This is a genomic window from Sinomicrobium soli, assembly GCF_003285545.1.
Classification (GTDB): Bacteria; Bacteroidota; Bacteroidia; order Flavobacteriales; family Flavobacteriaceae; genus Sinomicrobium.
The window spans coordinates 274,066-294,565 of the sequence record NZ_QLNV01000001.1; the positions used below are offsets into that span (position 1 = coordinate 274,066).

The following is a 20,500-nucleotide window of genomic DNA, read 5'->3' on the forward strand; positions in this document are numbered from 1 at the left end:
AAACGGACAAGAAACATGAAAAATATATCTCTATACAAACCACTGGTAACAGGAATACTCGCTTCTTTCCTGCTCACGGGCTGCGGCGATGACTTTGTGGAAGTAGACCCGCGTTACGAGATCTCCTCGGGCGACTACTTCAACAGTGAAGACGATTACTACAACGCCCTGCTGGGTACCTACGACATACTGCAGTCTACCTACGTCAACGTAATACTGGGCGAGATCGCTTCAGACAACACCCATGCCGGGGGCGAGAGTGCCACCGACGTGATAGGATGGCAGCAGGCAGACCGGATGGAGCACACCCCGATCAACGACAACCTCGACGATATATGGGACTGGAACTTTGCCGGGGTGCAACGGGCCTCCTTTATTATCGAGAACCAGGACAAGACGGAGTTCGACGGTAAGGAGCAATTGCTGGCAGAAGCCCGGTTTTTGCGGGCCTACTTCAATTTTGAGCTGGTAAAATGGTTTGGTCCCATCCCGGTCAAGCCGGAAGGACAGTTTGTCCTCGGCGAGGAAGCCTCCATACCGAGGTCGCCCGTGAGCGAGGTGTACTCCTATATCGAAAGCGACCTCCTGTATGCCATAGAAAGGCTGGCAACGGACGCCCCCGAAGTGGGCAGGGTTACCAAAGGTGCCGCACAGGCCCTTTTGGGGAAAGCCTATCTCTACCAGGAGAAATTCGACGAAGCCGCCACGGTACTCAACCTCGTGATAGGCTCCGGGAAATACCACCTTTACGGTACGCAGACCGGGGAGGACTATGCAGACCTCTTTGAGTTCGAAGCCGAAAACTCGGGGGAATCGGTATTCGAAATACAGTATACCGGGGTGCAGGGCGCCGGCTTTGAGTGCCTGCAGTGCAGCGAGGGAAATGTCATGGTGGGGTTCAGCGGGATACGGAATTACAGCGGCCCGGTTTTCGAACCGGGATACGGGTTCAACCTGCCCACACAGGAAGCCTACGACTCATTTGAGCCCGGCGATCTCCGCAGGGACGTTACCGTACTGGATATCGAGGCATGGGCCGCCGAAACCGGGGCCACTTACGGGGTAGGGAATCCCGATCCGGTGACGGGGCATACCGGGTACTACAACAGGAAGTACCTGCCCCGTATCAATGAGAACGAAGGTGATGCCAACCTCACCCAGCCCAACAATTACAGGGCCATACGCTATGCCGACGTACTGCTGATGGCCGCCGAGGCGCTCGTTCGCGGGAATATCGATGAAGCACAGGCCAGGAACTATCTGAACCAGGTGCGGGACCGCGCCGGACTGGACGGGGTGTCTTCTTCGGGCAATGCCCTGCTGGAAGCCATTTACCGCGACCGGAGGTCTGAACTCATGGGGGAAGGACACCGCTTTTTCGACCTGGTACGCACCGGGAGGGCACAAGGTACCATCGCCGGGTTTACGGCACCGAAAAACAACGTATTCCCCGTACCGCTGGAAGAAATACAGTTCTCGCAAAACAACTGGGAACAAAACCCCGACTATTAAAAGACCAACACTATGAAGACGATAACACATCTGTTTATATGCACCATACTCACCGGCCTGTTCTGGGCCTGTGCAGACGACGACGGGCCGGAAAGCGTACGTATTGCCGAACCCACCGATATCACTGCCGGTTTTATCATCAGGCAGGACAACTCGGGAGAGGTCGAGATCTTCCCTTCCGCAAAGGGGGCAAACGCCTTTGTGATCAATTTCGGTGACGGGAGCGAAGCCTCCGGCGAAATCGCCGCAGGGCAAAGCGTATCCCATACCTATACCGAAGGGAACTACACCCTTGAAATTACCGCTAAAAACCTCAACGGCAACAGCGCTACGGCTACCAAAGAACTCGTGCTCTCCTTTCTGCCGCCCGAAAACCTTGAAGTGACCATTGACAGGGACAATGCAAATCCGTTTACGGTTACCGTCAGTGCCACGGCAGACCACGCTGCGGGCTTTGAAGTGTATTTCGGCGAGGACGAGAACGAGGAACCCGCGTTCATAACGCCGGAAGAGACGGCCTCCCATGAATACCGGGATATAGGCACCTACACCATAAGAGTGGTTGCCCTGAGCGGCGGTACAGCGACTACCGAATACACCGAAGACGTGGAGATATCAACTCCACTGGTACTTCCCATAACCTTCGAGATCCCCACGGTAGCCTATGATTTTTACTATTTTGGCGGTGGCGACGGCACAATGGCAGCCCTGACGGACAATCCGGCCCCCGACAACACCAACAACAGCAGCACCGTGGCAGCGTATACCAAACCCCCGGGATCGGAAACCTGGGCAGGGATCTCGGCTGTCATCAACGGAGGGGTCGACTTCTCCGCGAGCACAGCCATAGCCGTAGACGTCTACGCACCGGAAGCCGGTATGCCGGTACTGCTGAAAATGGAAAAAGAGGGCGACCCGGATACTTTTGTGGAGTTCCGGCAGCACACCACTGTTGCCGGGGAATGGGAAACCCTGGTGTTCGACCTGTCCGCCCGGGATGAGTCCGCGGTATACAGTACCCTCGTGCTGTTCTTCAACTTCGATATCCCGGGAGAAGGTGAAACCTATTATTTCGACAATATCCGCCCGGCCTTCCCCGAACTTCCGCTTACCTTCGAGGACCCGGTATCCTACCCGTGGATGAATTTCGGAGGGGCCACATCGGGTATTGCAGACAATCCCGACAAATCGGGGATCAACACCTCCGAAAAAGTGACCGGTCTGTTTAAGGGAGAAGGCGCCGAGACCTGGGCAGGGTCCAACATTATGCTCGACGGCCCGATAGACCTTTCCGGTTCACAGGTGATCAGCATCAAGACCTGGTCGCCCGTAAACAATGCCACGGTACTCCTGAAACTGGAAGATTCGGGCTCTGACCATGCCGTTGAGATTTCTTCCGTCACTACGAAGACAGAAGAATGGGAAACACTGAGCTTTGATTTTTCAGGCACCGATAACCTGGAAAACCTCGACGTCATAACCATTTTCATGGACTTTGACCAGACGGGCCGGGGAGATACCTTTTATTTTGACGATATAGCACTTACTCATTAAAAACAGGACAATGAAACGATTTCCATTTTATATATCAACACTGCTGGCCGCCATGCTGTTCCTGCTGCACAGCAGCTGCCAGGACGACGACAACAGCCTGGGAGACATCACGGCCCCTTCCGGGCTCAACCTCGAAGCCCGCATCATAGGTGCCGACGATGAAAACGAATACGGCGACGGCAGCGGACTGGTAGAATTCCTGGCCAGTGCGGAACACGCCACCAATTACAAGTTTACGTTCAGCGACAAATCGTCGGAACTCGCCACCAGCGGTAATTACACCCACCGGTTTACCACTCCCGGGGTCAACGATTACATCGCTACCGTGATCGCCAGCGGTACCGGTGGCGTGAGCACCAGCAAGACCATAAACCTCACCGTCTTCAGCGAATTTGACGACCCGGAGACCAAGGCCCTGCTCACGGGAGAGAGCAGCAAGACCTGGTACCTCGCCAAAGCCCTCCCCGCACATCTCGGGGTAGGCCCGGCAGAAGGTTTCTCTCCCGATTATTATTCGGCGACCCCCTTTGAAAAAGGCGACTGCTTCTATAACGACGAGCTTACCTTCAGCCTGGACAGCAATGGCAACATTGTTTTTGAACAGGACAACAAGGGAGAAACCTTCTTTAATGCAGACTATCTTTCCGTGGGAGGAGGAAGCGGCGGAGAAGATGCCTGTCTTCCCTTCGATACCTCGGGAAACAAATTTGTGAATCTCGCACCTGCCGTTTCGGAAGCACCGGGAGGTACCGGCACCCAGCTTATCATATCCGACGGTGGCTTTATGAGCTACTACATCGGTGCCAGTGCATACGATATCCTTACCATAGAAGAAGATTATATGGAGGTCAGAGCCATTATGGGCTCCAACAGTACCCTGGCCTGGTACCTGAAATTTACCACCGACCCCGAAGGCGGCGGAAACAATGGCGGAGAGGAAGAAATGCTGGAAACCCGGTTTGAAAACCTGGTGTGGTCGGATGAATTCGACGAAGGCAGTGCCCCCGACCCGGCAAACTGGAATTTCGAAACAGGCAACAACAACGGCTGGGGAAATAACGAATCGCAGTACTATACCGAAGACAATGCCGTGATCGACGACGGGGTACTGAGCATAAACCTCGTCGCGGAAAGCATTAACGGTTATAACTATTCCTCTTCCCGTATCACTACCCATAACAAGTTCGATTTTACCTACGGCCGGGTAGAAGTACGTGCAAAACTCACCGAAGGCGGTGGTACATGGCCCGCCATCTGGATGCTGGGGTCCAACTTCCAGGAAGTGGAATGGCCGGGTTGCGGAGAGATCGACATTATGGAATACGTAGCCAACCAGCACGATGTGATACACGGTACCCTGCATTTCCCGGGGAATTTCGCGGGCAATGCCGTATCGGAATCTACGGTCATAGACGATGTGGCATCAGACTTTCACAACTATACCGTGGAATGGACCGAAGACCAGATTATCTTCGCGGTAGACAACAAGATATTCCACAAATTCGACAATACGCCGGACACTCCTTTTCACAACCCTTTCTTCCTCATCCTGAATGTGGCGATGGGAGGTACGTTCGGGGGAGAAATAGATCCGGCATTCGAACAATCCTCCATGGAGGTGGAATACGTACGCGTATACCAGTAATCCGCCAAAAAGAAGTGTAATAATCTACAGAGACAGGACAAGTGATATTTCCTGTCTCTTTTTTCGAAATCACATGACAAGAACAAGACAAGTACTCATGGGGTGTCTTGCGGGGACCGTCCTGTCTGCCTGCAACCCCGGGACTACGAACGCCACTGCCCCTTCCGGCAGTACAGAGCAGAAAGCAGATTCGGTACTCGCCCTGATGACGCTCGGGGAAAAAGTGGGACAAATGGTGTTGTACAACGGCAGCTGGGATGTTACCGGCCCTGCTACGGGTACCGACGACAGGAAAAAGCTGGAAAAACTCAAGAAGGGACATGTTGGAGGCATGCTCAATGTCACTTCGGCAGCCAATACCCGGGAAGCCCAGCGGCTGGTCATGGAAAATTCCAGGCTTAAGATACCGCTTATCTTCGGTTACGACGTGATCCACGGCTATCGCACCATGTTTCCCGTACCCCTGGGAGAAAGCGCCAGCTGGGACCTGGAACTGATGCAGAAAACAGCCCGGGTGGCCGCCCGGGAAGCGGCGGCAGCAGGAATTAACTGGACCTTCGCCCCGATGATGGATGTTTCACGCGATGCCCGCTGGGGCAGGATCATGGAGGGTGCCGGGGAAGACCCCTATCTCAATGCGGTCATTGCCGTAGCAAGGATACGGGGGTTTCAGGGTGACGACCTCTCGGCCGCGAACACCATCGCCGCCTGTGCCAAACATTTTGCCGGGTATGGTTTCGCCGAAGCCGGAAGGGATTACAACACCGTAAACATAGGTGAACACGAGCTTCACAATACCATCCTGCCCCCTTTCAGGGCAGCGGCCGACGCGGGGGTAGCGACCTTTATGAGCGCGTTTAACGACCTTGACGGCATCCCGGCCAGTGCCGACCGGAAATTGCAACGGGAGATCCTGAAAGACACTTGGAACTGGAAGGGCTTTAATGTATCCGACTGGGGCGCCATCGCCGAACTCATCCCTCACGGGGTTGCAGCCGATAAGGTCCAGGCCACCGGTCTCGCCGTACGGGCAGGTATCGATATGGATATGGAAGGGGGAGCTTATGAAGAAGCCCTGGTACAACTGGTGGAGGAGCACAAGATACCCGAAAACCTTATAGACGATGCCGTAAAGCGGATACTCCGGGTAAAGTTTGACCTCGGGCTTTTTGACGACCCTTACCGGTACTGTAATGAAGAGACCGAAAAGCAGGAACTCTATTCCTCCGAAAACCGGCAGGTGGCCTTGGAAGCGGCAAAAAAATCGATCGTTTTGCTGAAGAACAACGGGAATATCCTCCCGCTGGGGAACAATATCCGGAATATCGCCGTGATCGGCCCTCTTGCCGGTGACAAAGACTCCCCCCTCGGGAACTGGCGGGCGCAGGCCGAAGCGAATTCTGCCGTTTCGGTACTGGAAGGTATCCGGAACCACGCGCCGGAAAGCTGTGAAATAACATACGCCAAAGGAGCCGACCTCGCTGCCGGAACGCGTAACTTTTTATCTCCCCTGGATATAAATGACGAGGATACCAGCGGTTTTGCCGAAGCGGTATCCCTGGCACGCAAAGCCGATGCGGTGATCCTGGTCGTGGGAGAAGACGCCTTTCAATCGGGAGAAGGCCGCAGCCAGGCCGATATAGGTTTTGCCGGCGTACAGCAGCAACTGGCAGATGCCGTAACGGAAGCCAACAAAAACACCGTAATGGTGCTGATGAACGGCAGGCCCATGGATATCACCGACAGCGCCGGCAAGGTAAAAGGCCTGCTCGAAAGCTGGTTCCTCGGCTCGGAACACGGCAACGCCGTAGGAGAAGTGCTCTTCGGAAAATACAACCCTTCGGGCAGGCTGCCGGTTTCCTTCCCCCGGCATGTAGGACAGGAACCGCTCTACTACAACCGCAAAAGCACAGGCCGCCCGGAAGGCGGGGAACAGGTGACCTATTCCCACTATACCGATGTCGCCAACGACGCTCTTTTTCCCTTCGGCTTCGGGCTGAGCTATACTCATTTTGCCTACGGGAATATTCAGCTGAACCGGGATTCCTTTACTACCGGGGGCACCATAATGGCGTCTGTTACCGTGACCAATACCGGGAAAATGGCCGGAGAGGAAGTGGTACAGCTCTACCTTCATGACGAAGTGGCCTCCATTACCCGCCCGGTGAAAATGCTGAAAGCCTTTGAAAAGATCCACCTTGAACCCGGGGAAGCCAGGACAGTGGATTTCGTGATCGATGAGGATATGATTTCTTTTTACACCATCAACAGGAAATGGGAGGCCGAACCCGGGCGCTTCCGGCTCTACATAGGAAGCAGTTCGGCAGAGACCGATGCCACCTCCTTCGAATTCAGGTCCGAATGATCGGGAACGCCATACAATAAGGCCCGTGTCGTACCGCGGAAGTTTCCGAAGTACGGCCCGGGTTGTTATAAAGTAATTACCGGAGGATCGGGAAGTTCGGATGTTTTGACTATTTTAGCAGCAAGGCCGAAAACAGTTTCGGAAGTCGGCCCCCGGGGTTTCGGGATAACCTGTAACCCGGTCTTCGATACATTCCGACCTTCGGCCGTACTGTGTTGCAGACCAAAAAGCGCAATCGAATGCATAACATCTGTCATTTATAAACAATACCATCTAAATTTGCTCGCATGAAAATATTTGCCCGTACCTTATTTTTCATCCTTGTCATATTAACAAGCCCCGCGATCTCCGGACAGGAAGTTTCCCCGGAGCATATCAGTTTCGTCCGGCAGGGCGTACAGAGAATGATCTTTAACGAAGAACAGGCCATTCCACTGGCAACGCTGGAACCCGGTAATGTGGTGGGGCTTCAGGCAATGCATCCCGTCACGCATTATTCAAAAGAGCGGGCCGGGGTGAGCATTCGCGGTAATGAGTTGGTGATTGCCGCTGCAAAAGAGACACAGACCGGGATCTGGTTCGGAGGCTTCAACCCTTTCGCGACCTATGTGATAGACCTGTCTTCTGTCAGCGGGAATGGGGCCCTCGGTTTCGAATTTTCCGATGCGGCACACAAGGAGCAGTTTTTGGTCACGATCGGTTTTAACGATACCCTGCTCACCGGCGTAAACCTCAGGGTCCGGGATGCAGAAAAAGTGATCACAGACCGGTCAATTACCGTAAATAAGGAAGAAAGACAGCCGTTGAAAGGGAGGATCATCCTTCAAATGCTGGGCAGCGGGCTTACCCTGTTCCTGCAGGATGAGGGATTGCCCCGGGTAATAGGGCAGGCAGATTTTAACACTCATATCGATCTGCGCAAAAAATATTACCTGCAGCATTTTCAGACACGGCTTTTCGCACAGTTAAACGAAGGCGAAGTCCGGATAGAAAAGGCCGGTGTGGAATTCGGCACGGGAGTGGGCCTGGCCGATATCAGGGCAATTACTTATGAGAACGGGGACCCCCTGCTCGACCGGGGAAGGCTTTGGTATACCATGTCTGTACGGGGGCGGGGCCTGCCACATCACCTGCAGGGAGTATTCAGCCTGGACCCCACCACTTTCGACATTAAATTTGAAGGGGTCATCGTATTTGATCGCGGGGACGGCTTATTGCGGAATGAGATCGCATCGCATATCTTTTACGACAGGAAAGACAAGGTCTGGAGAGGGATGACGACAGGCTTCAGCGCCTATGCGAACCCTGAAAGGGAAAAGAAGCAGTTACTGGCCATCGAAAGCGGGAAGGACCCCCGGTTCGGTTTTTCCGTCATGAATGCCGTTCCTTTCGGGATGGTGGGAGATATCGAGGACCCCCATATCGTATTTGATGAGGAGGTAAATAAATGGCGTATGCTTACCTGTGAGAATCACGACGGGTACAAGGCCATTGTCCTGGAGTCGGACCACTGGGATAGGGGGTACCGGCAAATTGCAGGTCCGGTCCGGTATAATTCTACCGGAACTTCCATACAGAAAATCGGGAATACCCGGTATTGCTTTTCGGGAAGCTCGGAGCGAAAGATCTTTATTTACACCTATCCCGACCTCCGGGAAGCCGGGAGTTTACACATGGACCTGCCACCCTGGGATGCAACTTCCGGAACAAGGGTATGGCCCAATGTCGTTCAGTTACCCGAGGGGTACCCGTTCCGGTATGTAGCATTGATGATGGACAGGCTGGACTACCCCGGACAGCAGGGACCGCACTGGTCTTATGGTGCGCTCTATCTCTATCACGGTTCGGAAATGCAGTTGTCCGGAAAAAACTGAACAGTTTTTTTAAAAGAACATGCTGATTTCGTACAGCAAAGATCCCGTCGGGTTGTTCTGATCGCAAGCGCAAGGATCACAAGTGATAAGACCAACAGAAGAGGTCGTTTAACACATGTTAAACGACCTCTTCTGTTGGTCTGCAACCCGTTAAACTGCCGGGATTATGCCCCCAGGTTCTTTTTGAAAAATCCTTCCAGCTTGTCAAAGGGGATCATATCCAGCCTGTCATACAGGTCTACGTGAACACCATCGGGAATGATCATCAGTTCCTTAGGGTCGGAAGCCTCCTTATAAGCATCTTCACTGAAATAACGGGAATGGGCGTTTTCTCCGGCAATAAGCAGCATCGGCCTGGGGGAGATCTCCTTGATGTAAGTCAGGATGGGCATATTCATCAGGGACAGCGGTGTGGTCATCGTCCAGGAGCCGTTAGAATTGATGGAACGCTCGTGAAAACCTCTGTCCGTTTTGTAATAGTCGAAATATTCTTTTACAAACTGGGGTTCGTCCCCTTTTATTTCACTGGGCAGTCCCTGCGGCGCCAAAGCCGGAGTTCCCTCTGCCGCATCTTCCCAGCGTTGCCGGCTCAGGTCTTCCAGCAATTGTGTGCGCTGCTCAGGCGTGGTGGCATCGAAATACCCCTTTGCATTTACTCTCGACATATCGTACATACTGGTGGTGGCAACGGCTTTCACGCGTTTGTCTACAGCGGTAGCGTTTAATGCAAAACCGCCGAAACCGCAGATCCCGATAATCCCCAGCCTGTCCCGGTCTATATTGTCCTGAAGTCCGAGAAAATCGATGGCCGCACTGAAATCTTCGGTGTTGATGTCGGGCGATGCCACATGACGGGGTTCACCGCCGCTTTCCCCGGTATAAGACGGATCGAATGCAAGAACGGCAAAGCCACGTTCCGCCATCTGGTTGGCATACAGTCCCGATGCCTGTTCTTTTACCGCCCCGAAAGGCCCGCTGATGGCAAGGGCGGGCAAGGGTTCGTTCCCGCTGTTTTCCGGGAGGTAAAGGTCGCCGGCCAGTTCAATGCCATAACGATTCTTAAAGGTTACTTTTTTACGGGTCACCTTATCGCTTAATTCAAACGTATAGTGTTCTCCTGCTGTTTTCATCTCTTCTGTTTTTTGAGTTTGTACTTCCTGTTCTTCTTTCTCCTTCTGCTGCTCCTGCTTACACGCTCCGAGTACCAGCAGGGCCATAACGGGTATAAAGATTACTTTTTTCATTTTTACAAGGTATTACGTTTAATTTTTCAAACCTGCCATATCTACTACAAAACGATATTTCACATCGCTTTTTGCCAGCCTTTCAAAGGCATTGTTAATCTGGTTTACATCGATGAGTTCTATCTCTGCCGTAATGTTGTGTTCGGCACAGAAATCCAGGACTTCCTGTGTTTCTGCGATCCCCCCGATATTCGAACCTGAAAAACTCTTGCGGCCGTGTACTACGTTGGATGCCCCGATTTCAAGCTGTTCGGCAGGCAATCCGACCATAACCAGGGAACCATCCACTTTTAACAGGTTGATATAGGTATTTATGTCGTGCCTGGCAGAAACCGTATCCAGTATCATATCCTGCCCGGGGCAACTTCCCATTTGTTCCGCATCGGTAGACAATACGACATCATCGGCCCCGAGGCGTCTGGCGTCGTCCGCTTTGGCCTGCGATGTGGTAAATACGGTAACGTGGGCCCCCATTGCTTTGGCGATCTTGATCGCCATATGACCCAGGCCCCCGATACCGATGATGCCCACATTTTTACCCGGGCCCGTTTTCCAGTGCTTTAACGGTGAATACACCGTGATCCCCGCACAAAGAATAGGTGCTGCACCCGGCATATCCAGGGTTTCCGGGACACGGACTACATAATTTTCATCAACGACAATACGTTCCGAAAACCCTCCGTAAGTAATCCCTCCGTATTTTTTGTCGGGCGAATTAAATACAACCGTCCAACCACTTTCGCAGAACTGCTCATCTCCTTCCTTACAGTGGCTGCATTCACGACAACTATCTACTATACAGCCTACTCCTGCCAGATCGCCTGCCTTGAACCTGGTAACGTTTTCACCCACTTTGGAAATTCTACCGACGATTTCATGTCCGGGAACAATCGGGTAGAACGTACCTCCCCAGTCGTTATGGACTGCGTGCAGGTCGGAATGGCAGATACCGCAATACAGGATCTCAATTTCCACATCGTGCGGCGTCACTTCCCTTCGCCGGATGTTCAATGCTTCCAATGGCGCTGCGGCAGCTTCTGTGCCGAATGCTTTTGTGCTATGTGTGTTCATTGTTATGGACTTTATCAGTTTAATGATATACAAAATTAGAAGATACTGATAAATAGATTGTTATACATATTCCGGAAATAATTACCATTTTTACCGATCCGGAAATATTTTACCCTCTTGTAAATCACGAGGTTGCAAATTTTCAGGGCATTGAAAAAAGAAAATCATCCATATTATACTGAAATTGATATTTTACCGCCATAACGGTAATTATAGAGATGGCATTGGTCATTGTTCCATGTTTCACACTTCCACCTCTTATTTTACTGCAATAACAGTAAAATATGCTTTTTTTATACCTTTAACATATGTCCCTATTATTAAATTATGTATTTTTACCGTCTAAACAGTAAATAATGAATGATTTCGATTTAGGGTTTATGGTGAAGGACCATCGAAAAAAAACAGGGCTGACACAACTTGAATTGGCCAATCTGGCCGGAGTCGGGAAGACCACCGTTTTTGACATTGAAAAAAACAAGGAAACTGTTCGCTGGAATAATCTTCTGGCAGTACTCCGGGTCTTGAACATTAAAGTGGAATTCAGAAGTCCATTGACCAGATAATATGAGAAAAGCGGTTGTATATGTCCATGGAAAAAGGGCAGGTGTGCTGACAGAAGTGTCCCCTAACGAATATCATTTCGAATATGATGATCACTACGAGGGAGCAGCCATCTCTTTGACCATGCCCGTCGGTCAGAAAAAATACAGTTATACATCATTCCCGCCCTTTTTTGAAGGTTTGTTGCCTGAAGGTATCATGTTGGAAGGATTGCTGAGGATGTCCAAAATTGACCAGAAGGATTATTTCTCCCAATTGGTGGCAACGGGAGCTGATCTGGTAGGTGCGGTAACCGTTAAGCCAACGGAAGATGAATAGGTGTCCCATCACATACGAATTATGCGGTACGGCAAAATACAGCGAGAGAGGACTTAAAATGATCTCGCCCAGGTTAAGCCATTTAAATGATTTGCCCTATACCGCTGCAGAATTGAGACAAGAAGCGGTAAACAGGGCAAAGAAGCTATCCATACAGGGTGTACAGCCTAAATTGAGTGCAACGGTTTCCGTGGTCGGCCGGGAGTTTAAAATTGTGGATCAATTTGGAACCTATATCATAAAACCGCAAAACGATCTGTTCCCCCAGTTACCTGAAAATGAAGATCTGACCATGCGCATGGCCAGGGTATTTGGTCTGGATGTGCCCTTTCATGGTATGTTATATGGCAAAGATGGCAGTCTGTCGTATTTTATAAAGCGTTTTGACCGTTATGCCAAGGGAAAAAAATATGCTACGGAAGATTTTGCTCAATTGACCGGAAATACAAGGGATACAAAATATCGTTTTACCATGGAAAAACTGGTTCCGGTGATCGAAGAATTTTGCTCGTTCCCCGTTATTGAAAAAGCAGATTTTTTCAAGCGGGTCATTTTCTGTTATGTGACCGGGAACGAGGACATGCATTTAAAAAACTTCTCCCTGATCACCAAAAACGGGAAAACAACCTTAGCACCGGCTTACGACCTGTTGAACTCTTCCATTGCCATAAAGAATCCCGATGAAGAAATTGCATTGACACTGAAAGGAAAGAAAAGGAATCTGAAAGCTTCTGACTTTACGGACTACTATGCGAAAGAACGATTGCAATTGAACGACAAAACAATAGCAGTGATCCTCCGGCAAATACAAAAAACAGCCCCGAAATGGAAGGAATTGATAGAGATATCGTTTCTTTCGGATGATATGAAAGAAAAATATTTCAAGGTATTGGGATCCAGATTGAAAATGTTTTGATCCCATACCATGGCCAATACTGTGATATCGCCGGTAAGGACAGGGGCACTTTTCAAGTGTTTAAGTGAACCATCTACATAGCATCAACACCTCAATATAATTTACAGACCCAAAAATAAAACAATTAAATCTTTTGTTTTCACATAAAAAAACGGGATATCAAGAAGAAATCCCGTCAAGTGCGGATGAAAGGACTCGAACCTTCACACCTCGCGGCACCAGATCCTAAGTCTGGCGTGTCTACCAATTCCACCACATCCGCAATGGCCATTTTCATGTGGCTGCAAATATAATTTATTTTTTGGACTCCCGGAGGTTGTCATTAAAAAAATATCTTTTTGTACATTTGATTGGTTTATCAAAGTTATTATACTTCATGGAAGACATTTCATCATACGTTCAAAAAAACAAAGAACGGTTTATCGGGGAGTTAAAAGACCTCCTCAAAATCCCCTCCGTAAGTGCCGATCCCGTTTTTTCCCAGGATGTCCTCAACACTGCAGAAGCCGTAAAAGAAAATCTTTTAAAGGCCGGATGTGACCGTGCAGAGATCTGCGATACTCCGGGTTATCCCATCGTTTACGGAGAAAAGAGCATCGATCCGGACCTGCCTACCGTCCTGGTTTATGGCCATTACGATGTACAGCCTCCCGATCCGATGGACCTGTGGGAGAGTGGTCCGTTCGACCCGGTGATAAAGCAGACGCCCGGGCATCCGGAAGGCGCCATTTTTGCCCGCGGGGCCTGTGACGACAAAGGACAGATGTTCATGCATGTCAAGGCACTGGAATATATGGTGCAATCGGGAACACTCCCCTGTAATGTAAAGTTCATGATCGAAGGGGAAGAAGAAGTGGGTTCGGCAAGCCTGGAGTGGTTTATTGAACGGAACCAGGAAAAACTGAAAAACGATGTCATTCTTATTTCCGATACCGGCATGATCAGTAACACACAACCTTCCATTACCACGGGGCTCCGCGGGCTGAGTTATGTGGAGGTAGAGGTTACCGGTCCCAACCGCGACCTGCATTCCGGACTGTATGGCGGTGCGGTAGCCAACCCCATCAATGTGCTGGCCGGAATGATCGCCTCCCTTCACGACGAGAATAACCGTATTACGATTCCCGGGTTTTATGACAAGGTAGAGGAGATCTCCCCCGAAGAGCGCAGTGAAATGGCCAAGGCTCCCTTTTCCCTCGAGCAATACAAAAATGCACTGGATATTGACGATGTATACGGAGAAGCCGGGTATACCACCAATGAGAGAAGTTCCATACGCCCTACCCTCGATGTAAACGGTATATGGGGAGGCTATACCGGGGAAGGGGCCAAAACGGTGATCCCTTCCGCAGCCTATGCCAAAATATCCATGAGGCTGGTTCCGGACCAGGACTGGGAAGAGATCTGCCAGCTGTTTAAAGATCATTTTGAAAGTATCGCCCCGAAAGGTGTCAAGGTCGTGGTAAAGCCTCATCATGGCGGACAGGCTTATGTAACTCCTATCGACAGCATTGGCTACCAGGCAGCAAGCAAGGCCTACAGCGACACCTTCGGGATCACTCCCATTCCGCAGCGAAGCGGCGGAAGTATTCCCATCGTATCCCTTTTCGAGAAGGAGCTGAAAAGCAAGACCATCCTCATGGGCTTCGGGCTGAACAGTGATGCCATACATTCCCCTAACGAACATTTCGGGGTCTTTAACTACCTGAAGGGTATCGAAACCATACCATTGTTCTACAGGCATTTTACCGAACTGTTCCGGTCGCAGGAAAACGAATCGTGATTTTTTCCTTATAAATGCATCAAAAAAAGAGGCTGTCCGCTACTGGATAGCTTCTTTTTGATATTGAAGGACGGGTCGTCAGCAGACCGGAAATGTTCCCGGTACCATTACATCATTTCCAGGTTTTCCCGCTGCTTCCTGGTAAGGCCCTTAACCACCAGGTCATAGGAGTGATCTATGAGTTCGTTGATAAACCCTGCAGACAATTCTCCACTGTCGAGCCGCACCGTATTCCAGTGTCTTTTGTTCATGTGATAGCCCGGCTGAATGCTCTCGTATTCCGCACGCAGGTCGTGAATCCGTTCCGAATCACACTTGAGGTTTACAGAGTGGTCGCCGGCTTCCCATTTGTTCAGTGAAGTCAGTGCAAACATCTTTCCCATCACCTTGAAAACGATAGTGTCTTCTCCGAATGGTGCATCTTCCGTAGCTCCCTTTTTGTTCAGGCAATAATTTCTCAATTCGTCAATATTCATATGTTTCCGGTATGTTTGATAATTTATCTGAAATAAACATTGGGTTTTCAGTTACCGGTTGGCTTTGATCGATTTGATTTTACATGATAAAGGTACAAAAGAACATTGAAAAACCGGCTATACTTCTTCTCCGGATACATTTTTCAGCACGGGCTTTTCTCCTTCACTGATCTCCAGAGCGGAATAGTCCAGTTTCCATCCTATGGTCTGCACTATAGTCTCTATGAGCAGTATGGCCTCCAGCACTTCCTTTCTCGCCGTATCCATCAGTCCGCTCTCCGGGATTTTATCCAGGATATGCTGTCGTGCCTCCTTGTTCAGGTCCGTAAGATCGGAAGAGGCAAAACGGTTAAAAAGGCCGTTCTTTACATCGTAATATTTCAGGTCCGGCTCTATGGAAAGCACCTGCGGTTGCGGAAACTCGTTCAGTATAATGCGTTTGCGCCTGTTATCGGCATCCATCTTCACCTTTCGCAGGTCATATCCTATATGTACCCTGGCATTGATAACGATCAGCGCTTTCTTCCTGCCCGACAAAAGGCTCATAACCCCCTGTTTCGCATTCTCGTAATGATAGATCTCCGCAAATTCTCCCTCTACAGTGACCAGTTTGCAAACCCTCCTTATTTTTTCCAGCAGTACCACCGATTGCTTTTCCGTCAGCTGTTTCTGCTGTCTCCGTTTCAGGAAGGTGTACAGCCAGAATGTAGCGATCACCCCGGCCACCAGTCCTATAAATAAGATGAATATGTCATTCATAAATTCTTCCCGTTTTTATTTCTTCCGAACCCCGACTTCATGCTCCGTGCTTCAAGCCACCTCCCCCTACCAGACCCTGAACAGTACCGGCCGGGATGGCGAAGCGTCATTGACAAAAGGCGCTACCTGTAAATTTAACAAATATGTTCCGTCTACCACCGTATCCGGTACAAAAATCATTTCCGTTATCGTCGCATCATACCGCACTTCTCCCGCTGTATTCCAGAATGCCTTATGGGCGAGCAGCTTTCCGCCATCTTCCTCCCGGTCTACGGAAGGCAGGTCTACAAGCAGGTGTTTCACCCCCTGCGCCCTCAGAAATGCGGCCGCGGCTTCCTCCAGGTAAGGCGGATTCGTATGCGAATAGTTACGGGTCTGTTTATCGTTATCATTAGGCAATGTCCTGATAAGCAATGCCTCCGGTTTATTTCCGGATAATTGCTCTTCTACTTTCGCCAGGGTCACCACCCGGTCTTCCTCCAGTTGTTCAGGGGCAACCGTTATCAGTTCCGCAATAAAGAAAAATGTTCTCAATGCCTCGTTTACACTGTAAAATTGCCGGGTAATATGCCCCACACATTCGGTATGTGTTCCGTGTGCATGCGGATTAAAACGGATGGTATTGAAATTGACAGCTCCTCCTTCCGCCACACTTCCTGTCCACCCTTCCGACCGTACAGGATCGATTTCCGGAGGCCCCAGGGACCAGGCCACGGGATTGGATACCGATGCCCGTAACGGCAAGGAGATATCCAGGGGATCATTGAGGTTGGCGCGATAGGTCCTGCCGCGGAAGTGAATTATCGTTTGCATCCTGCAATGTAACGATTATACAGGAACGGGGCAACATCCCATAGCCCGGAAAATCTTCTGAAAGCGTCCTGGCCATTTTGCCGGTTAGGTATAAAACCCATAAATTTGCTCCTTCCTTATAATCCTTTATCCCTATGATCAAACATCGTGTTTTCTTCCAGTTTTGCCTGCTGGCGCTATACCTCTTTCCCAATCCCGCTGCTTCCCAGGAAACACTGCAACCGGAGGCTTCGGTAATTCAGAAACACATCGCATTCCTCGCAGCCGACAGGATGAAGGGGCGCGGTACCGGGAGCAGGGGACTGAAAAAGGCGGCCCGTTACATAGAAAGGCAGTTCAGGAGTTACGGCCTCCCCCCTGCGGGCACACGTAAATACAGGCAGCCCTTCCTGGCCAGGGTAACAAAAGTAAAGGTAAAGGACAGTATCAGGAACGCCAGTAACATCATCGGTTTCCTCGACAACGGGGCGCCGTATACCATTGTTATCGGGGCGCATTACGACCACCTGGGCAAAGGGCATCAGGGCAGTTCCAGGCATCCTTCCCCCGAAGGGCTTATTCACAACGGCGCCGACGACAATGCTTCCGGCGTGGCCGGATTGCTGGAACTGGCGCGGTATTTTTCGGGTAATGAGGTCACGGAGCCCTATAACTTCCTGTTTATAGCCTTTTCAGCCGAAGAACTCGGACTCCTGGGATCGAAGCATTTCACAGCGCACCCGACACTCCCCCTGGAAAATATCCACTTTATGCTCAATATGGACATGATAGGCCGATATAACCCCGACCGTGGCCTGGGGATAGGCGGATACGGCACCAGCGATAAATGGCCGGAGATCTTCGAGGGCCTTACCTCCGGCATCAGGTTCTTTACCGACAATGCCGGAAGCGGCGGGTCGGATCACGGTTCGTTCTATGCCAAAAACATCCCGGTACTCTTTTTCCATACCGGCGGACATCCCGACTACCACATGCCTTCGGATGACCCGGAAAAAATAGAGGCAGAAGCAGAGGCCGGTATTATCAGTCTCGGAATACAGATCATAGAAAATGCCATGAAACTGGATAAACTGCCTTTTACAGAAGCAGAATAACGGTGTTGGGGATTAACACTAAATGTTCAAACACAAAACAGATCCGAAGCGATCCCGTCGGTGAGGAACTTTCCCCGGGTGGTGGTCCGCAGCACCCCTTTTTCAAAAGACAGCAGCCCGTTCTCCAGGTGTTTCCCGGCTTGTTCCAGGAGATACGCTTCATAGCTTTCCCCGAATTCCGTTCTCACCTTTCCGGCAGCAACGCCCCATATCGTCCGCAGTCCGGTCATGACGTACTCATTGTAGCGGTCTGAAACGGTGAGCACTTCCCTTTCCCGCGAAAGCTTTCCCTTTAACACCGATTTGATATACAAAGGGTTATTGGCCACATTCCAGCTGCGCTCCGTACCGTTATAACTATGGGCCGAAGGACCGATGCCCATATATTTCCTGCCGAGCCAGTACGAGGTATTGTTCCGGGAAAAATAGCCTTCCTTTCCGAAGTTCGACAGCTCATAATGTACAAAGCCTTCCGCACCGAGCAGTTCCGAAAGGATAGAAAACTGCGCTCCGGCCTGTATTTCATCCGGGGCAGGTACCTTACCGCTGCTCACAAAACTGTTTAGTGCCGTTCCGGCTTCTACCGTAAGGGCATAGGCCGATATATGGGGAATACCGAACTGCAATGCCTTCCGGATATTCTCCTTCCATCGATCGTTACTCATCCCCGGAATACCGTAGATCAGATCTGCCGTAATATTGTCAAAGTATTCCGAGGCCGTCTCCAGGCATTTCAGGGCCTCATTCCCGTTATGTGCACGGTTCATCATACGCAGATCTTCGTCAAAGAACGACTGTATCCCGATACTCAGGCGGTTTACGGGAGATACCGCCAGTTCCCGGATACGCATATCTGTCAGGTCGTCCGGATTGGCCTCGAGGGTAATTTCCGGCTGCCCGGCAACATCGTAGTACTTATATACCTCACCTATAAGTCGTTCCAGTTCTTCCGCAGTCAGTAATGAAGGAGTTCCCCCGCCGAAATAGATGGTTTCCACAACCTCATCCCGGAATTCCTCCGCACGGAGTTCCAGCTCCTTCTCCAGGGCGTTGAGCATTTCCGGCTTTCTGGCCAGGGAAGTGGAAAAGTGAAAGTCGCAATAATGGCAGGCCTGTTTACAGAACGGTATGTGTATATAGAGTGCTCCCAAAGGGATAAAAATTAAGGTTTATACTGTAGCCATAAGAGCCGGTTCATTTTTTTACCCTTCCTTCATTCTGTTTTACAAAGGCGCTCCAGCTGCCATACGACTTTCCGGCAGACAATGCATTTCCCGAATTAAAAAAATGGCATACCGCCGCGGCCAACCCGTCGGTAGCATCCAGGTTCTTTGGCAATTCACCCAGTTTCAGCAGCTGCTGTAACATCCGGGCTACCTGCTCCTTGCTGGCATTCCCGTTGCCGGTAATCGCCATCTTTATCTTTCTCGGGGAATATTCGGTAACCGGCACTTCCCTCGACAACCCGGCAGCCATGGCCACGCCCTGTGCCCTGCCCAGCTTGAGCATGGATTGTACATTCTTGCCAAAGAACGGGGCCTCAATGGCAATTTCGTCGGGGTGATAGGTCTCTATCAGCTCCACGGTGCGTTCGAAGATCATTTTGAGTTTCAGATAGTGATCGCCGTATTTCTGCAGTTGCAGTTCGTTGAGTTGCAAAAATGCCATCTGTTTTCCGGACACCCTGATCAGTCCGAACCCCATAATGGTCGTTCCGGGGTCTATGCCTAATATAATCCTTTCCTGGGCCACATCCGAATAATTAGAAATACTTGCGGCGACAAAGGTACGAAGTTTTTAGAACGGGGATGTTCTCCCTCGCCGGGGTTTTTCCATATCCCCTTTCAGCACCAGTGGCAGGCGGTATTTCGTGGCTACCGGGATATTGCGTTTCAATGCGGGATAGGGCTTTGGCACTTTTTCCAGGCCGGAGCAGACAATACTGTCGAGGTGCGGTACTTTCCTGCGCCACAATCCGGGCGATTCGATCTCCGCTACCGAAATCTCCCCGGTACGGGCGATGAGAAAACGCACATAGATCGTATCTTCCACGGTTCCGTGAACCACAATATGATGCTCATTCATCCCGGTATAGAGGTAATTTACAAAGTGGCTTTCGAAACAGCTTTTCTGCTCCGCCTTACTACTGTTTTCATCGCATTCCTCAAACAGCGGGTACCGGTCTACGTCGTTCCAGTCGATGTTTTTTATCTCATCCCTGACAAGATCGTCTGCAGGGGCCCTTTTCTTTTCCCCGTCCCGGCAGGCGACAGTCCCGGACAGGCATAAGACTCCCAGGAAGACGCGGCATACCTTTTTGCCCTGATACGCATATCGGAATATCAAAAAGAAACAATTCCCGGATGTTCGCATAAAATCACCTTTTAACGGTGAAAATTACGACTTTTTGAGAAATTAACCCCTATCCCGGCACCATACTTTAAAACCGGGGAACAATGTCCCCGGCCCAAAAATCCTAAAAAACCAAACTAAAGAACGGCTCGTGCTACAA

General features: G+C 50.6%; 18 protein-coding genes and 1 tRNA gene. 10 read left to right on the forward strand and 9 right to left on the reverse strand.

The window, feature by feature from the left end; translation table 11 throughout:
* Positions 1-15: 15 nt before the first annotated feature.
* The 5 genes from DN748_RS01195 (at position 16) to DN748_RS01215 (ending at position 8,950) form a co-directional block, all read left to right on the forward strand.
* Positions 16-1,512, forward strand: a complete 1,497-nt coding sequence (locus tag DN748_RS01195) for a RagB/SusD family nutrient uptake outer membrane protein (RefSeq protein WP_112369930.1) — start codon at positions 16-18, stop codon at positions 1,510-1,512.
* A gap of 12 nt (positions 1,513-1,524) precedes the next feature.
* Positions 1,525-3,066, forward strand: a complete 1,542-nt coding sequence (locus DN748_RS01200) for a hypothetical protein (protein ID WP_112369931.1) — start codon at positions 1,525-1,527, stop codon at positions 3,064-3,066.
* Between the two features lie 10 nt (positions 3,067-3,076).
* A complete protein-coding gene (locus DN748_RS01205) occupies positions 3,077-4,711 on the forward strand; it encodes a family 16 glycosylhydrolase (RefSeq protein WP_112369932.1) in 1,635 nt (544 codons plus the stop codon).
* A 73-nt stretch (positions 4,712-4,784) separates the two neighbouring features.
* Positions 4,785-7,076 carry a beta-glucosidase BglX gene (gene bglX / locus DN748_RS01210; protein WP_112369933.1) on the forward strand — a complete coding sequence of 764 codons (2,292 nt, stop codon included), beginning with the start codon at positions 4,785-4,787 and terminating at the stop codon, positions 7,074-7,076.
* A gap of 287 nt (positions 7,077-7,363) precedes the next feature.
* Complete coding sequence (locus DN748_RS01215; RefSeq protein ID WP_112369934.1) at positions 7,364-8,950, forward strand: hypothetical protein; 1,587 nt, start codon at positions 7,364-7,366, stop codon at positions 8,948-8,950.
* 164 nt (positions 8,951-9,114) lie between these two features.
* Here the strand turns inward: DN748_RS01215 and DN748_RS01220 are convergent, their stop codons facing one another.
* Both DN748_RS01220 and DN748_RS01225 read right to left on the reverse strand, forming a co-directional pair.
* Positions 9,115-10,080 carry an alpha/beta hydrolase gene (locus DN748_RS01220; protein ID WP_236636753.1) on the reverse strand — a complete coding sequence of 322 codons (966 nt, stop codon included), beginning with the start codon at positions 10,078-10,080 and terminating at the stop codon, positions 9,115-9,117.
* Between the two features lie 132 nt (positions 10,081-10,212).
* Complete coding sequence (locus tag DN748_RS01225; RefSeq protein WP_112370092.1) at positions 10,213-11,265, reverse strand: NAD(P)-dependent alcohol dehydrogenase; 1,053 nt, start codon at positions 11,263-11,265, stop codon at positions 10,213-10,215.
* Between the two features lie 356 nt (positions 11,266-11,621).
* Between DN748_RS01225 and DN748_RS01230 the strand changes: the two genes are divergently transcribed.
* The 3 genes from DN748_RS01230 to DN748_RS01240 are packed head-to-tail and all read left to right on the forward strand — an operon-like array spanning position 11,622 to position 13,063.
* Complete coding sequence (locus tag DN748_RS01230) at positions 11,622-11,831, forward strand: helix-turn-helix domain-containing protein (protein ID WP_112369936.1); 210 nt, start codon at positions 11,622-11,624, stop codon at positions 11,829-11,831.
* 1 nt (position 11,832) lies between these two features.
* Positions 11,833-12,147: a HipA N-terminal domain-containing protein gene (locus DN748_RS01235; RefSeq protein ID WP_112369937.1), complete on the forward strand. Its 315-nt coding sequence runs from the start codon at positions 11,833-11,835 to the stop codon at positions 12,145-12,147.
* Complete coding sequence (locus DN748_RS01240) at positions 12,140-13,063, forward strand: HipA domain-containing protein (protein WP_112369938.1); 924 nt, start codon at positions 12,140-12,142, stop codon at positions 13,061-13,063. Before DN748_RS01235 ends, DN748_RS01240 begins: the two co-directional genes overlap by 8 nt.
* A gap of 180 nt (positions 13,064-13,243) precedes the next feature.
* Here the strand turns inward: DN748_RS01240 and DN748_RS01245 are convergent.
* Positions 13,244-13,325: transfer RNA gene (locus DN748_RS01245), tRNA-Leu, on the reverse strand.
* A 114-nt stretch (positions 13,326-13,439) separates the two neighbouring features.
* Here DN748_RS01245 and DN748_RS01250 point away from each other — a divergent pair.
* Positions 13,440-14,846, forward strand: coding sequence for a dipeptidase (locus tag DN748_RS01250; RefSeq protein WP_112369939.1), 1,407 nt, complete (start codon positions 13,440-13,442; stop codon positions 14,844-14,846).
* 107 nt (positions 14,847-14,953) lie between these two features.
* Here the strand turns inward: DN748_RS01250 and DN748_RS01255 are convergent, their stop codons facing one another.
* The 3 genes from DN748_RS01255 to DN748_RS01265 all read right to left on the reverse strand — a co-directional run bounded on the left by DN748_RS01255 (position 14,954) and on the right by DN748_RS01265 (position 16,894).
* The gene (locus DN748_RS01255) at positions 14,954-15,322 is read right to left on the reverse strand and encodes an MmcQ/YjbR family DNA-binding protein (RefSeq protein WP_112369940.1); all 369 of its coding nucleotides are present in this window, start codon (positions 15,320-15,322) and stop codon (positions 14,954-14,956) included.
* A gap of 117 nt (positions 15,323-15,439) precedes the next feature.
* Positions 15,440-16,081 carry a DUF4230 domain-containing protein gene (locus tag DN748_RS01260; protein WP_112369941.1) on the reverse strand — a complete coding sequence of 214 codons (642 nt, stop codon included), beginning with the start codon at positions 16,079-16,081 and terminating at the stop codon, positions 15,440-15,442.
* A 66-nt stretch (positions 16,082-16,147) separates the two neighbouring features.
* Complete coding sequence (locus DN748_RS01265; protein ID WP_112369942.1) at positions 16,148-16,894, reverse strand: cyclase family protein; 747 nt, start codon at positions 16,892-16,894, stop codon at positions 16,148-16,150.
* A 134-nt stretch (positions 16,895-17,028) separates the two neighbouring features.
* On the opposite strand from DN748_RS01265, the gene DN748_RS01270 reads away from it, so the two are divergent.
* A complete protein-coding gene (locus tag DN748_RS01270) occupies positions 17,029-17,988 on the forward strand; it encodes a M20/M25/M40 family metallo-hydrolase (RefSeq protein ID WP_112369943.1) in 960 nt (319 codons plus the stop codon).
* A 26-nt stretch (positions 17,989-18,014) separates the two neighbouring features.
* Here the strand turns inward: DN748_RS01270 and hemW are convergent, their stop codons facing one another.
* Genes hemW through DN748_RS01285 form a run of 3 tightly spaced genes read right to left on the reverse strand, consistent with a single transcriptional unit; the run spans position 18,015 to position 20,361 of the window.
* Complete coding sequence (hemW, locus tag DN748_RS01275) at positions 18,015-19,139, reverse strand: radical SAM family heme chaperone HemW (RefSeq protein ID WP_112369944.1); 1,125 nt, start codon at positions 19,137-19,139, stop codon at positions 18,015-18,017.
* A gap of 43 nt (positions 19,140-19,182) precedes the next feature.
* Positions 19,183-19,740: a crossover junction endodeoxyribonuclease RuvC gene (ruvC, locus tag DN748_RS01280; protein WP_112369945.1), complete on the reverse strand. Its 558-nt coding sequence runs from the start codon at positions 19,738-19,740 to the stop codon at positions 19,183-19,185.
* A 45-nt stretch (positions 19,741-19,785) separates the two neighbouring features.
* Positions 19,786-20,361, reverse strand: coding sequence for a hypothetical protein (locus tag DN748_RS01285; RefSeq protein WP_112369946.1), 576 nt, complete (start codon positions 20,359-20,361; stop codon positions 19,786-19,788).
* Positions 20,362-20,500: the final 139 nt, after the last annotated feature.

Bases quoted from the DNA above. Each gene is read 5' to 3' on its own strand.
- DN748_RS01195 (WP_112369930.1), top strand. From the start codon at position 16: ATGAAAAATATATCTCTATACAAACCACTGGTAACAGGAATACTCGCT.
- DN748_RS01200 (WP_112369931.1), top strand. From the start codon at position 1,525: ATGAAGACGATAACACATCTGTTTATATGCACCATACTCACCGGCCTG.
- DN748_RS01205 (WP_112369932.1), top strand. From the start codon at position 3,077: ATGAAACGATTTCCATTTTATATATCAACACTGCTGGCCGCCATGCTG.
- bglX (WP_112369933.1), top strand. From the start codon at position 4,785: ATGACAAGAACAAGACAAGTACTCATGGGGTGTCTTGCGGGGACCGTC.
- DN748_RS01215 (WP_112369934.1), top strand. From the start codon at position 7,364: ATGAAAATATTTGCCCGTACCTTATTTTTCATCCTTGTCATATTAACA.
- DN748_RS01220 (WP_236636753.1), bottom strand. From the start codon at position 10,080: ATGAAAACAGCAGGAGAACACTATACGTTTGAATTAAGCGATAAGGTG.
- DN748_RS01225 (WP_112370092.1), bottom strand. From the start codon at position 11,265: ATGAACACACATAGCACAAAAGCATTCGGCACAGAAGCTGCCGCAGCG.
- DN748_RS01230 (WP_112369936.1), top strand. From the start codon at position 11,622: ATGAATGATTTCGATTTAGGGTTTATGGTGAAGGACCATCGAAAAAAA.
- DN748_RS01235 (WP_112369937.1), top strand. From the start codon at position 11,833: ATGAGAAAAGCGGTTGTATATGTCCATGGAAAAAGGGCAGGTGTGCTG.
- DN748_RS01240 (WP_112369938.1), top strand. From the start codon at position 12,140: ATGAATAGGTGTCCCATCACATACGAATTATGCGGTACGGCAAAATAC.
- DN748_RS01250 (WP_112369939.1), top strand. From the start codon at position 13,440: ATGGAAGACATTTCATCATACGTTCAAAAAAACAAAGAACGGTTTATC.
- DN748_RS01255 (WP_112369940.1), bottom strand. From the start codon at position 15,322: ATGAATATTGACGAATTGAGAAATTATTGCCTGAACAAAAAGGGAGCT.
- DN748_RS01260 (WP_112369941.1), bottom strand. From the start codon at position 16,081: ATGAATGACATATTCATCTTATTTATAGGACTGGTGGCCGGGGTGATC.
- DN748_RS01265 (WP_112369942.1), bottom strand. From the start codon at position 16,894: ATGCAAACGATAATTCACTTCCGCGGCAGGACCTATCGCGCCAACCTC.
- DN748_RS01270 (WP_112369943.1), top strand. From the start codon at position 17,029: ATGATCAAACATCGTGTTTTCTTCCAGTTTTGCCTGCTGGCGCTATAC.
- DN748_RS01285 (WP_112369946.1), bottom strand. From the start codon at position 20,361: ATGCGAACATCCGGGAATTGTTTCTTTTTGATATTCCGATATGCGTAT.